The organism is Peribacillus sp. NPDC096448, assembly GCF_044762675.1.
In the GTDB taxonomy this organism is placed as follows: Bacteria; Bacillota; Bacilli; order Bacillales; family DSM-1321; genus Peribacillus; species Peribacillus frigoritolerans_B.
Genome location: NZ_JBIWEU010000001.1, coordinates 743,891 through 756,836 on the forward strand (window position 1 = coordinate 743,891; position 12,946 = coordinate 756,836).

Annotated in this window: 13 protein-coding genes; 11 read left to right on the plus strand and 2 right to left on the minus strand. The window is 37.4% G+C overall.

Annotated elements, in window-relative coordinates:
- Positions 1-18: 18 nt before the first annotated feature.
- The 8 genes from ACIQ0C_RS03600 to ACIQ0C_RS03635 all read left to right on the plus strand — a co-directional run bounded on the left by ACIQ0C_RS03600 (position 19) and on the right by ACIQ0C_RS03635 (position 7,796).
- Entirely contained in the window at positions 19-1,206 is a 1,188-nt protein-coding gene (locus ACIQ0C_RS03600; protein WP_403056934.1) for a Ger(x)C family spore germination protein, read from the plus strand.
- 6 nt (positions 1,207-1,212) lie between these two features.
- Entirely contained in the window at positions 1,213-1,446 is a 234-nt protein-coding gene (locus ACIQ0C_RS03605) for a hypothetical protein (RefSeq protein ID WP_402840205.1), read from the plus strand.
- A gap of 13 nt (positions 1,447-1,459) precedes the next feature.
- Positions 1,460-2,545 carry a GerAB/ArcD/ProY family transporter gene (locus ACIQ0C_RS03610; protein WP_403056938.1) on the plus strand — a complete coding sequence of 362 codons (1,086 nt, stop codon included), beginning with the start codon at positions 1,460-1,462 and terminating at the stop codon, positions 2,543-2,545.
- Between the two features lie 194 nt (positions 2,546-2,739).
- A complete protein-coding gene (locus tag ACIQ0C_RS03615) occupies positions 2,740-3,726 on the plus strand; it encodes an SIS domain-containing protein (RefSeq protein ID WP_403056941.1) in 987 nt (328 codons plus the stop codon).
- 116 nt (positions 3,727-3,842) lie between these two features.
- A complete protein-coding gene (locus ACIQ0C_RS03620) occupies positions 3,843-5,129 on the plus strand; it encodes an ABC transporter substrate-binding protein (RefSeq protein WP_403056944.1) in 1,287 nt (428 codons plus the stop codon).
- Positions 5,130-5,170: 41 nt separating this feature from the next.
- Positions 5,171-6,049: a carbohydrate ABC transporter permease gene (locus ACIQ0C_RS03625; RefSeq protein ID WP_403056947.1), complete on the plus strand. Its 879-nt coding sequence runs from the start codon at positions 5,171-5,173 to the stop codon at positions 6,047-6,049.
- 86 nt (positions 6,050-6,135) lie between these two features.
- Complete coding sequence (locus tag ACIQ0C_RS03630) at positions 6,136-6,942, plus strand: carbohydrate ABC transporter permease (protein ID WP_250211001.1); 807 nt, start codon at positions 6,136-6,138, stop codon at positions 6,940-6,942.
- A 17-nt stretch (positions 6,943-6,959) separates the two neighbouring features.
- Positions 6,960-7,796, plus strand: coding sequence for a PfkB family carbohydrate kinase (locus tag ACIQ0C_RS03635; protein ID WP_403056950.1), 837 nt, complete (start codon positions 6,960-6,962; stop codon positions 7,794-7,796).
- Positions 7,797-7,834: 38 nt separating this feature from the next.
- Here ACIQ0C_RS03635 and ACIQ0C_RS03640 read toward each other — a convergent pair whose 3' ends face one another.
- Entirely contained in the window at positions 7,835-8,593 is a 759-nt protein-coding gene (locus ACIQ0C_RS03640; RefSeq protein ID WP_403056953.1) for a GntR family transcriptional regulator, read from the minus strand.
- 308 nt (positions 8,594-8,901) lie between these two features.
- Here ACIQ0C_RS03640 and ACIQ0C_RS03645 point away from each other — a divergent pair, with 308 nt between their 5' ends.
- The 3 genes from ACIQ0C_RS03645 to ACIQ0C_RS03655 all read left to right on the plus strand — a co-directional run bounded on the left by ACIQ0C_RS03645 (position 8,902) and on the right by ACIQ0C_RS03655 (position 11,447).
- Complete coding sequence (locus tag ACIQ0C_RS03645) at positions 8,902-9,420, plus strand: M14 family zinc carboxypeptidase (protein WP_403056956.1); 519 nt, start codon at positions 8,902-8,904, stop codon at positions 9,418-9,420.
- A 207-nt stretch (positions 9,421-9,627) separates the two neighbouring features.
- A complete protein-coding gene (locus tag ACIQ0C_RS03650) occupies positions 9,628-10,095 on the plus strand; it encodes a hypothetical protein (RefSeq protein ID WP_403056959.1) in 468 nt (155 codons plus the stop codon).
- A gap of 287 nt (positions 10,096-10,382) precedes the next feature.
- A complete protein-coding gene (locus ACIQ0C_RS03655; protein ID WP_402840209.1) occupies positions 10,383-11,447 on the plus strand; it encodes a M14 family zinc carboxypeptidase in 1,065 nt (354 codons plus the stop codon).
- 218 nt (positions 11,448-11,665) lie between these two features.
- Here ACIQ0C_RS03655 and speB read toward each other — a convergent pair whose 3' ends face one another.
- Positions 11,666-12,634, minus strand: a complete 969-nt coding sequence (speB, locus tag ACIQ0C_RS03660) for an agmatinase (protein WP_403056964.1) — start codon at positions 12,632-12,634, stop codon at positions 11,666-11,668.
- Between the last annotated feature and the right edge of the window lie 312 nt (positions 12,635-12,946).

Consider the following 12,946-nt stretch of genomic DNA (forward strand, 5'->3'; position numbering starts at 1 on the left):
GATTATGAGGGTTTTACGATGAAAAAAATGCTAAAGGTATTTTTAATGTTACCTATAATTTGTTTATCCGGCTGTTGGAGCAGCATTGAGTTGAATGAACTTGCCATCGTTACTGCCATGGGAATTGATAAAACGGAAGATGGGTATCTTGTCAGCGTCCAAGTTCTAAATTCGAGTGAGCTGGCAGGTGATGCCAGGTCCGGCCGTACGGAAGTTGTAACCTTCAGGAAAAGTGGTAAAACCATTGCTGAAGCAATTAGAAGCCTATCAACTGATATACCAAGAAGGTTATATGTCGCACATCTTCGTGAAATTGTCTTTGGTGAGGAAATGGCCAGGGCAGGAATTGCAAAACCTCTGGATGTTCTTTCCCGGCAAAAGGAGTTACGTTCCGATTTCTATATGACCGTTGCGAAGGGTTCTACTGCTTATGATACGCTTAATGTGCAAACGGCTCTTGAAAAAATACCGGCAAATAAAGTGTTTGACTCCTTGGAAAATTCAGAGAGAAGATGGGCACCGACAAGGACGGTCACTTTGGATGAGCTGGTCAGCAGTATCGTCAGTAAAGGTAGACAGGCCATGCTAACGGGGATTTACGTTTATGGTGATCCCGAATCAGGAAGCAATGTTACGAATGCACAAAATATTTCCCCGAAATCCGGCTTGCGTTTGGATTATCTTGGAGTATTCAAGAAGGATAAACTTGTCGGCTGGTTAAACAGGAACGATAGTAAAGGTGTTAGTTACATTACAGATCATGTTAAGTCCACTGCGGTAAATATTCCATGTGAAGGTGACCAAATTACGGTTAACACGACTAGTTCAAAAACGAAAATCAAGGGGAAAATGGAAAAAGGAAATCCCAAAATTGATATAAATGTCACCACAGAAGGGAGTATAGGTGAGGTAGAATGCACAATCGATTTAACTAAACCCGAAAAAATCGAAGAATTGAATAAAAGATACGAAAAAGATATTAAAACTAAAATAGAAGGATCGATAAAAACGCTTCAAGAGAAGTATCAAAGTGACATCTTCGGTTTTGGTGAAGAAATTCATAGAACCGATCCTGAAGCATGGAAACGTTTAGAAGGAAATTGGGAGCAAGAATTCGCAAATTTAGACGTGAATGTAACCGTTAAAGCAAAGATTCGCAATTTAGGAACGATATCAGAATCCTTTCAAAAAGAAATCGAGGAGTAAAGATCAATGTGGGCAATTATTGGAACAGTGTGTACTGGAGCTATTATTTCATTTTTCGAAATACCTCCTCTTATTAAAAAAAAATGCTGGAAGGAAATTGTCATTTTTATTTTATTACTATTACTTGGCATGACGTTGAGTATTTTAATTATCAAGGATATTACCATTCCTACTCCTATAGACTGGATAACGAAAATATATAGTCCACTCGCTCATTTCATGGATCGTATTTTATCCTAGGGGGGTATCGGATATGCTCGAAAAAGGAAAAATCAGCTCTGGTGAATTTCTTATAATGGTCATCATATTCACCATAGGAGGAGCGATACTTACTTTACCTTCCGTACTTGTTTCATTAGCAAAACAGGATGGCTGGATTGCCTATATTATCGCTACTCTCATCGGTTTATGTTTCGTTTTCTTATTTATCCGGCTCGCCTCGCTCTACCCATCCATGACTTATATAGAAGTTAATGAAAAAATATTTGGGAAATGGATCGGAAAAATCTCGGCCCTGCTATTCCTATTTTATTTATATTACCTTTCTTCCGCGTTACTTAGTGAAATTGGGAATTTTTTTTCAACACAGGTTCTGGTTGAGACACCTATGGAAATGATTATGATCTTGTTTATATTAACAAGCTTATTTGGTGCACGGCTAGGATTGGAAGTTATCTGCAGGACTGCATTAATCTTTTTTCCTTGGCTTGTACTGCTGCTTTTCATATTATTCGTATTTCTTATCCCGGATATCAAAATCGAAAATATGCAACCTGTATTTGAAGAAGGCATGAAACCGATAGTGAGGGGATCATATCACTCATTAGCACTGCCTTATGTTCAGCTTGTTTTCTTTTTAATGATCACCCCATATGTAAATGAAAAGGCTGAAATAAAGAAAAACTTTTATTTAGGGACTATATTAGGTGGCAGCGTTCTATTCTTAGTGATCGTTTTCAGTATCCTTGTATTGGGTGCTGATAATACAGCAAGGTTAACTTACCCTTCTTATAAACTGGGAATGATGATAAGCATTGGTAATTTTTTCGAAAGGGTCGAGGTCATTGTGGCCTTCATTTGGGTTTTTACAGAGTATTTTAAGTTGACCATATGCTTTTATGGACTCGCCCTAGGACTAGCTCAATTGCTGGGTATGCAAAATTACAAAATACTTCTATTCCCATTAGCTTTTCTAATTCTCACTTTTACCATCTTTTCGCATCCCGATATCGTGCATTATCAAAACTTCATGGCTACAGCTTGGACACCATTATCCTTAACGATTTGTTTTATTCTGCCATTGTTATTATTAATGGTTGGGAAAATTAGAAAAAAGTAAGAAGGGGTTGCATCATATTTGATGTTCTAGTGGACGTCATGAAAATTGATGGGCAATTCAGCAGATAACTGTTTCAAGGAAGGGAGTAAATAAAATATTCTGACAAATTCATTGACTAAAGAAAGATGATGATTTAATATAACAATATATAACATTACATGATGTTGTATATCAAATATTAAAGGAGTGGGAAAATGAGTAGATCGGTTATTAATGTAAAAAGTAATGTAAAAACAGTATTGGATCAATTAAAGGGGAGGAAAATTAACAATATTTATTTGGTAGCATGTGGGGGCTCTTCTGCGATTATGTATTCAGCTAAGTATATACTGGATCGTGAAGCTAAAAATATAACTTCCGATCTGTATAGTTCAAATGAGTTTATACATCGCAATCCGCAACAACTAGGGAAAGAAACTTTAGTAATTTTATGCTCTATGTCTGGAACAACTCCTGAAACAGCTGAAGCGGCTAAGTTTGCAAAAAGTAAAGGTGCGTTTACAGTGGCATTAACGAACGAACCAGCATCACCATTAGCCCAAAATGCGGACCTTTATATTAAATATGACTGGGGGAACGGTGTAAACGCCTTCGATACAAACCTCAGTGTTTTATATCAATTAGTTTTTGGTGTACTTCATATAGCGGAAAACAATGAAAAGTTTGGAAAACTAGTATCAAGTTTAGAGAACTTACAGCCAGTGTATGAAAAAGCCCTGGAGCAAGAAGCTTCTCATGCCAGGGTATTCGCGCAATCTCATGCAAAAGAACCTGTTATCTATACAATGGCAAGTGGTTCAAACTATGGGACAGCCTATTCTTTCAGCATTTGTATCTTAATGGAAATGCAATGGATACACTCACATGCCATTCATGCTGGTGAGTACTTCCATGGACCATTCGAAATTATTGACGAAAATGTACCGTTTATCATTCTATTGGGATTGGATGAAACAAGACCGTTGGAAGAAAGAGCATTATCTTTTTCTCAGCGGTATGGTAAAAAGCTAACGGTGTTAGATGCAAAACAGTATGATCTTGATGGAATTGATGAAGAAGTAAAAGGATATATTGCACCGCTTATCTTAAATCGAGTATTACGTCAATATGCAGAAGAATTAGCGGAAGCGCGTAATCATCCCTTAAGCAAAAGGCGTTATATGTGGAAAGTAGAATACTGACAGTTAGAGAAAACTTAATATTCTGTATATTTTATTTACGAATTATACTATAATGTTTTATAACATTATAGTATAATTTCCTGATGATAAAAGCATTTATAAAAAGGAGGGTATTCATGAGAAAAACAAAACTCATATTCGCATCATTTTTAAGTCTATCTTTAATGCTTGGGGGATGTTCTGGTGAAAGAACATCTTCAGAATCAGATGTTGGAAATACTACATTAACATTTTTCCATAGGTGGCCAAAGGAACCTGAAAAAACTTACTTTAATGAAGTTGTAAAAGAATTTGAAAAACAAAACCCCGATATCCATATTAAAACCGAAGCAGTGTTAAACGATTCGTATAAAGACAAAATTAAAGTAATGACTGGTACAAATAATCCACCTGATATTTATTTCTCATGGAGTGATGAATTTGCAAGCCAGTTTGTGCGAGGCAATAAAGCTTTGGATTTAACTTCTTTTTATAAAAACGACCCGACATGGTCTTCTCAACTCGTTCCATCCCAAGTCAAACCATATACATTTAATAATAAGGTATATGGTGTCCCCGTAACAATGGATGGGAAAATGTTTTTCTATAACAAGGATGTCTTCGAAGGATTGAACATACACCCACCTAAAACCTGGAATGAATTTATCGATGTATTAAAAGTTTTAAAAAAGAATAACTACACAGCTCTTCAATTCGGCAGTCAAGATACTTGGACAATTTCCCATTATGTGGGCACATTGAATCAACGTCTTGTTAGTCCGGAAGTTCTGGCAATGGATTATAATCGAAAAACCGGAAAATTCAAGGATGACGACTACATAAAAGCGCTTGAGAAATTCCAAGAGTTGTTACCTTATTTTAATAAGAATACTAATTCAATAGATCATGAATATGCAAGGCAGCAATTTTCAAATGGTAAAGCACCTATGTTTTATGCAGAAACGGCAGAGATCATGTTATTTGGACCCACTAAGTTTGAACTTGGAATGTTTAACTTTCCTGAGGTAGAAGGCGGAAAGGGTAATCAAACAAATCTAACGGGATCGCCTGAAGGCTTCATGATTTCTTCCAAGACAAAGCATCCCAAAGAAGCGATGGAGTTTTTAAAGTTTCTAACCACTAAAAATATGGGGGAAAAACTAGTCACTGATGTGGGGAAGTATAGTGCAGTTAAAGGTACGGTGAATGAAAATAATTCTTCCCCAGAACAGCTTGAAGCGGTTCAAAGTATATTAAACGCAAAAGAAATGGCCCCATGGTTTGACATGAGCATTGATGCTCGTATTGCAGATGCCTATTTAACAGGAACACAAATGATGTTAAATGGAGATAAAACACCTAAACAAATTATGCGTGATGTTCAAAAAGCTGCTGATACTGTTAGATTTGAAGCGGGGAAATAAGGGAAAACATTTTTCCGTTTTATTAAGGGAGTGATATTTTAATGATAAAACTCGATAAATTTGTACCTTATCTATATCTTCTTCCAGCCTTAGTTTTTTTATTGCTAGTTTATATCCCCATTTTCCAGAATATTGGCGATAGTATGTATAATTGGAGTACATTTTCACCAGATAAAGCATTTGTAGGGATGGATAACTACTTTACATTATTTAAAGATCCCGTATTTTATGAAGCTTTAAAAAATAATATCCTTTATGCAGTCATTTCAATTGTTTTCCAGGTTTTTGGAGGGTTAATTGTTGCAGCTGTTTTAGAAGATAAATTAATCCGTAAATTTTCACCTATATTTCGAACAGTCTATTTTTTACCAGTCGTCGTTTCAATGACAGTCATCGCATTGCTGTTTTCATTTTTTTACAACCCGGAAGTAGGGTTGTTAAATCAGTTTCTTAAAATGATTGGATTGAATAATTTAGCACTGCCATGGTTGGGTGATAGTGAAACGGCAATCTATGCAGTCATTGCTGTCTCACAGTGGCAATCAATTGGTTATATAGCCATGTTATATATCGTATCCATTCAAAAAATTTCACCTGAACTATATGAAGCAGCTGAAATGGATGGAGCGAATAAAATAAAGACGTTTTTTCACATTACGGTTCCAGTAACCAAGGAAATGACATTTGTAGCCGTAATATTAACATTGACAGGTGCCTTTACTGTGTTTAATGAGCCATATATCCTAACCGGAGGGGGACCGGGAACTTCTTCGGAAGTCCTGAGTACCTATTTATATAAAACGGCTTTTTCAAAAGATATGATGGGTTATGCTTCTGCCATTGCAACGGTTATCTTAATTATTACGTTACTTATTTCTCTTGTTCAAATGAAAATATTTAAAACAGGAAAGGAGGACTAATAATGGAGATGCCGAAATCAACGATCAGAGTACCGGAATTAGTTGGGGAAAATCTAAAGTATGTAAGGAAAAGAAAAGCCTATAATATGAGAATAGCGCTTGTTTATGCAGGTTTGATTGCCTACTTTCTTGTTGTTGCTTATCCCTTATTATGGATGGTCATCAGTTCTTTCAAAAGCACAGAGGAAATTTTCAACCATAGTTGGTCACTTCCTCATACATGGTTGTTTGAAAATTATGTTACAGCTTGGAATAGTGGGATTTCTTCCTACTTTTTAAATAGTGTCATGGTTACTGGCATGACTTGTATTCTAACGGTTTTAGTAAGTGCGTTAGGTGCATACGGATTATCTCGCTTTGATTTTCGTGGAAAGGCTTTCATTTTGGTCATATGCTTAGGCGGTTTGATGCTATCTCCCCAAGTAAGCCTGATCCCTTTGTATAATATCATTCAGAAGCTAGGGATATATAACACCCATTGGGCGTTAATCTTACCTTATGTAGCATACAGAATTCCGCTAACCATCTTGTTGATTCGGGCCTACTTCCTGTCCATTCCGAAAGAACTGGAAGAGGCTGCCCGGCTGGATGGATGCACAAACCTTGGAATCCTTTTTAGAATTTTCATTCCCATGAGTAAGCCTATTTTATTAACGACGGTAATTTTAACAGCTTACTATACATGGAATGAATTCATGTTCGCTATCATCTTTATAGACGATGATAGTTTACGTACGATACCTGCCGGTTTAATGCAATTCCGAGATGCATTGCAAACCGATTGGGGAGTGTTGCTTTCAGGATTAACGATTTCAGCGGCGCCTATCGTCATTTTATTTTTATTCATGCAGAAGTATTTTATCCGTGGAATTGCCAGTGGAAGTGTAAAATGATAACAGGAGGAACCGGCATGAAGTTAATTGGAGTAGGAGATAATGTAGTGGATTTTTATAAAGACCAAGGAAAGATATATCCCGGCGGCAATTCATTAAACGTGGCAGTAATGTATAATCGTTTAAATGATGAGCAATCTTCATATATTGGCATTGTAGGAAATGATGGGGCGGCAGACCATGTGTTAGAGGTATTGCAAAAGGAAAAGATAGAGATTAGTAGAGTAAGACAAGCAGTAGGAGAGAATGGTATGGCAGTGGTCGCGTTGGATAAGGACGGGGACCGAATATTTATTGGTTCCAATAGAGGGGGTATTCAATCCAGATTGGGAATTGTACTGAATGACAAGGATCTGGATTATATTCGGCAACACGACCTTCTACATACAAGTGTTTATAGCCATATAGAGCATAACCTCCAAAAATTAAGCCAACTCATTGACATTTCTTTTGATTTTTCGACAAATCAAAAGGATCACTATTTACAAAAAGTTTGTCCGTATGTGACATATGCATTTTTTTCAGGAAGTAATTTAAACACTGCAGAGTGCCATGCACTGATTCAAAAGGTGCATTCGTTCGGCTCAAAAGTGGTATGTGTTACTCGTGGGGAAAAGGGAGCACTCTTATCAATTGAAAATCAATTATATGAACAAGCTATTATCCAAACTAAAGTTATAGATACATTGGGGGCGGGAGATTCATTTATTGCTGGTTTTCTCTCATCGTATGTCCAAGGGCAAGATGTAAATAAAGCATTACAAAAAGGAGCTTTAGCTGCCTCCCAAACCTGTCAGGATTATGGAGCTTTTGGGTATGGTAAAGAATATATTCCTGACCATATGCTGGTTTAACATGATTTATAGATGGAAAAAGGTAACGAGATCCCGGATTAGGAGGGGGATTCGTTACCTTTTTCTTGCGATATGGAACTATCAATCGTAAAGGTCACGCGATTGGCAGGATAATATAAGAAGGAGGAATGGATGGGCTGCTTCTTTGCGTCGTATGCCACTTTCTCCACTTTGAAAAGGGGATCTCCCACTTCGCACTCTAAAAATTTTGCTTCATCTGCATTTGCCAATACCATATTTAAAAGTTTCGTGTTATGAACAGGAGTTATATTATATTTATGCTTTATGATGTCATACATGGAAACGGAGTTATGGACATGTTGATTTAAATTAGGCAGGACCTTTAAGGAATAATGAGAAATTTCTAAGGTGAGAGGTTGCTTATCATAGTATAAGATCCGTTGTAATTCAAGAACATCATTTTCAGGAGTAATCTCCAAGGATTTAGAAATATTAGCCGGTGCGGGTATGATCCCAAATGAAAGGATTTTAGTTTGAGGTATCTTCCCTAGTTCTGACATATATTCAGCATGACCATTAACAGCAAAAAGTTCCCTTTTTACTTTAGGATATTGGACAAATGTTCCCTTTCCTTGTTGGCGTATTAGAAGACCCTCTTCCACTAAGTCCAAAACCGCTTTTCTAACAGTAATGCGACTTACCCCATATATGTCACATAATTCTGTTTCGGTTGGTAATCTTTCGCCAGGAGAGTATATTCCTTTGTTAATATCTTCGATAATCGATTGTTTTAATTGCATGTATAAAGGTGTAGAACTATGAGTGTTGAGTTTCATATTTTCCCCTTTCTCTTATTTTTTTCTTTTATTATAACGTAATGTGATGTTATAGTACAAATCATCAATTCGACTAAATGCATAGCCAATATATATATGGTTAAAGGCATTCGGCAACAACGATCTGAGATAACAATGTCGGGGATCGTTGTTGTGGGAAAATATGCATTTTTTGCACCCAACTTATAGTTAAAGCAGGTGCCCGCATCATAAAATAGCCATAATACGACATCAAATTCCAACATATTTCTACTTTTTCATTTTGTATAATGAGATAAAAAATATTTTAAGGGAGTGATTGTTGTATTATGAAAAACAGGAAAGTTATTTCGACTCTAGGAGTTGCCATTTTATCGGCGAGTATTGCGACACCAACATTTGCAGCCAATGAAACATCCCCGGGAACACCCATTCAACAAACTTATTCGGTTTCAGGTTTTACAGATCATACTGAACTAGGGAAAAAGCTGGAACAAATTGCGAGTGATAGCCAAGGTAAAGTAAAAGTGGATGTAGCTGGATATTCCAATAGAAATAGAGAAATCTACAAAGCAACCGTGGGAACAGGCGAGAAAGTCGTTTTAATTCAAAGTGAGATCCATGGAAATGAGAAAACTGGTACGGATGCCATCTTGAATGTCTTGAAGTTTTTGGGGACCAATTCTCCTGAAGCGGAGAAAATTCGTAAAGAAATTACCCTGGTCGCTTTGCCTAAAATGAATCCCGATGCTGCTGAATTGGACCGTCGGGGAAATGATATGACATGGGCAGAGGTCGCGAAGCAGTTTCCACAGTTAGCAGGAGCGAATCCATCTTGGAACTATTAGACATACAAAAATGAATCATTCGATTATGAGTCCAAACCTGGTTTCGATGTCAATCGTGACTTTAATCCTGATTTAAATTATATTCCCCAAGCTAAAGACTTCCCTGGAAAATCATCCACCCCTGGTTGGTTCATAACACCCGAATCACAAACAACACGTGATGTTTACAAGTCTCTACTGAAGCAATTCGGAAAGGTGGAGATTTTTGTGGACTTGCATCACCAAGCTCCCTATTATGAAGTTGATGGAACGGATGATTTAGTCACCTACTCGATTTCCGCTCAATTTGTTCCTGATCCAAGCTCGCCTTCAGGACAAGATTATGCCAAATATGCCAAAAACTATAATTATGATTTTTCCAGACAATTGAATGTGGCGGTATATAATGCTATGAAAGAACAAGGTAATTCCCCATATGGGAATATATCCTTATATCCGCAAAACCAAAACCTTCCTGGAACGGCTTTAGGTGCCTTTGCTTTAAACGGAAGTGGGACAGTACTCTTTGAAGTAAGAGGTCAAACACAGTCTTTTGGCCAAAAGAAAAAAGGCATCCTTATTAAAGCGGTTGAAAGAGGGTTATATGGAATTATTGATGGAGTTACTGATGGCTCTGTATATAAAATCAATCCGGAAGAATACGAGTCAATTCCACTGACGGAGGGCAGGCAATAACAAAAATTGAGTGAGGAAATGATTTTTATCAACTTCCAGTATAGATTGGATTGAAGTAACCAGACGGAAATCCGCCTGGTTTTCCTTCATGATCGGTTTCGGCAACCAGAAAGTGTTTTTTTGAATATCGCCTTTGTAGAAGTAATTCCTTTCAAGTTATATTGTGTAGAAGAAAACTATTTGGAAACATAGTCATTTTTCACTATTAACACAAAGTGTTAAAAATGTCAGAATAGTATTAATAGTTATTTTTTTATGGTTATCATATTTAATAAGGAGGGTTTTTATTGAATTTAAAAAAGAAAGTTCTAGCAGTTTCATTATCTAGTTTAATGACGTTAAGTGCAGTAACGGCTTTTTCACTACCAGTCGGAGCGGTTGGTAATGGTCCAAGTGCCGGAAATGGTCAAGTGACAACTTCAAATCTTCATACATATGAAAGCCTGGTAAGCTATCTTGAAACGCAGGACGCTAAACAAGAAAGGCTGGCACTGGAAGTAATCGGGGAAACGGTAAAAGGGAGGGATATTTACCTGGCGAAGTACATTTCAAATCCTAAGAATCCTACAATACTATTTTTAACTCAACAGCATGGAAATGAACAACTGACTACAGAGGGTGCTCTCGAATTCATTAAACATCTAGGCACGAACAAGACTAAAGGTATTTTGGAAAATGTTAATATACTGATCATTCCCATGCTAAATGCAGATGGGGCCATGGGAGATGTTAATTTCCCTCTTGATGACTATTTAGCAAAAGGTGATCGACATCTAACACGGGCAAATGCAAATGGGATCGACTTAAACCGTGAGCATGATAAAAAAACTGATTCGATGCAAGTAGAGGTAAAGGCTTTACACGAAAATGTATTTGCGAAATACGATATAGATTACATGATAGATTTACATCATCAAGGGACGCTAAGCGAAACATATGGTGAACTTGTTTCAGGTTCAATTCTTTATCCAACAAACGCTAACGTAAAGCCTGAAGTGTTAGAAGCGTCAAAAAAACTGGGTGCTGTCGTATATAACTCCATTGAACCATCTGGTTGGGGACATATTGGTAGGTATGATGGCGGTTCTGGAGAAAATATAGGCCGTAATGGTGCAGCCGTCCGTTATGATATTGCCACACTGCTCTTTGAGATGCGAGGTATGTCGGACCACAATGTCGAGTCAGTAGCGCTTGGGCAAAAAAGTAATGGCTATCTAATTAAGCAAACAGTAACCACTTTGGATGCAGCTGTAAGAGCTCTTGCCGATGATTCAATTGAAACTGTTGATGCAAGCTTTTGGGACACCCTGCCAACACAAACCAATCGTCCTGGGGCAGAAGCAGACGAATAAAATGATGACACATCCCATTTTCAGAGGGATGTGTTTTTTATTTTTCCACACCGATAGAAGTACGAACTTGTTATATGAAATGATTTATAGTGGAAATAGCAGAACAAGAATAAAGATTACATAGAAAAAAGGCATCTGCTTTCACTGATAGCAGATGCCTTTTGAACGATTACAGTTTGGACCTGAAATGTCCCTACATTAATTGTCGGTGTTTGCTCCTATAAACTTTTTTCGGCTGAATTCTCCTTTTTTTGTTCTTCCTTTAGTCGTAAGGCTACTAAACTGGCAAAGTCATGAATGATGGTGGCTGCCAATAGTGATGTAATTTGTGTTGGATCGTACGGTGGGAGGACTTCCACCAGGTCGAACCCAATAAAGTTGAATCCATGCAGTGAGCGTATCATCTCCAGGGTTTCAAAGCTATTTAGACCGCCGACCTCCAAGGTGCCAGTTCCAGGAGCACAGGATGGATCGACAAAATCAATATCAAAGGTCAAGAAACATGGTGTATCCCCAATGGTTTTCTTGACTTCCTTCACGACGTCTTCGATTCCTCTTTTCTTCAGCTCGGGCGTAGTTATTACATTGTAGCCTAGATCCGTACTGGAATCTATATCTCCTGGATGATTGAGCGTACCTCTTATGCCAATCTGGAAAACTTTATCTGTTTGGAGCAAGCCTTCCTCATATGCACGGATAAACGGGGAACCATGCCAGTATTTTTCATCATAATAAGTATCCCAAGTATCTGTATGTGAATCAAAATGAAGAAGGGCAACAGGACCGTGTATTTTTGCGGCAGCTCTTAGATTAGCCAATGTTACTGAATGATCTCCTCCGATGCCTATTGGAATGATGCCGTTTTTCATCAAGTCTGCCATAGCTTTTTCAATTAACTCATAGCTTCGATGTATATTATGGGGAATCACCGAAACATCCCCAATATCAATTGCATTGCATTCGTCAAACGGAAATACCTTGTGAATGGGATGATAAGGAAACAACGTCATCGATGCCTGGCGGACTGCCTGTGGAGCAAACCGGGCTCCTACCCTGAATGAAGCAGCTGTATCAAAAGGCATACCTATCACTGCCAATTTGGCATTTTCTCTTGAAGAAGGTAAGCGCATAAATGATCCGGTGGTACAAAACTCTGGCATTACATCAGGGGATAAAGGATATTTCATTTTTTCTATTCCTCCATTTTCTTATAACTATTATTGTTTTGAAACTCATATAGGTGAATTCCTATAGAATATTTATTATGCAATTATCATGCCAAGTTACAGTAAGTGATTTTATGAGGGGTTTAACCAAAAACATTGGCTTGGGGTATGCAAAGAAGAATAATTTATGGGGAATTGAATCGCCAAATAAGAGTTGCTGAAAGACATCATATCTATGAATCAATCATTTACCGTTAAAAATACAGGAATTAAGTAGCGTTTTTGGCTTATTTCGTTTTTCGAAGTAAACCTTAATCATATGGCACAGAATTT

Excerpts from the sequence above, each read along its gene's own strand:
- speB (WP_403056964.1), bottom strand. The coding sequence starts at position 12,634 with ATGAAATATCCTTTATCCCCTGATGTAATGCCAGAGTTTTGTACCACC.
- ACIQ0C_RS03605 (WP_402840205.1), top strand. The coding sequence starts at position 1,213 with ATGTGGGCAATTATTGGAACAGTGTGTACTGGAGCTATTATTTCATTT.
- ACIQ0C_RS03630 (WP_250211001.1), top strand. The coding sequence starts at position 6,136 with ATGAGAATAGCGCTTGTTTATGCAGGTTTGATTGCCTACTTTCTTGTT.
- ACIQ0C_RS03640 (WP_403056953.1), bottom strand. The coding sequence starts at position 8,593 with ATGAAACTCAACACTCATAGTTCTACACCTTTATACATGCAATTAAAA.
- ACIQ0C_RS03635 (WP_403056950.1), top strand. The coding sequence starts at position 6,960 with ATGAAGTTAATTGGAGTAGGAGATAATGTAGTGGATTTTTATAAAGAC.
- ACIQ0C_RS03610 (WP_403056938.1), top strand. The coding sequence starts at position 1,460 with ATGCTCGAAAAAGGAAAAATCAGCTCTGGTGAATTTCTTATAATGGTC.
- ACIQ0C_RS03645 (WP_403056956.1), top strand. The coding sequence starts at position 8,902 with ATGAAAAACAGGAAAGTTATTTCGACTCTAGGAGTTGCCATTTTATCG.
- ACIQ0C_RS03615 (WP_403056941.1), top strand. The coding sequence starts at position 2,740 with ATGAGTAGATCGGTTATTAATGTAAAAAGTAATGTAAAAACAGTATTG.
- ACIQ0C_RS03625 (WP_403056947.1), top strand. The coding sequence starts at position 5,171 with ATGATAAAACTCGATAAATTTGTACCTTATCTATATCTTCTTCCAGCC.
- ACIQ0C_RS03620 (WP_403056944.1), top strand. The coding sequence starts at position 3,843 with ATGAGAAAAACAAAACTCATATTCGCATCATTTTTAAGTCTATCTTTA.
- ACIQ0C_RS03600 (WP_403056934.1), top strand. The coding sequence starts at position 19 with ATGAAAAAAATGCTAAAGGTATTTTTAATGTTACCTATAATTTGTTTA.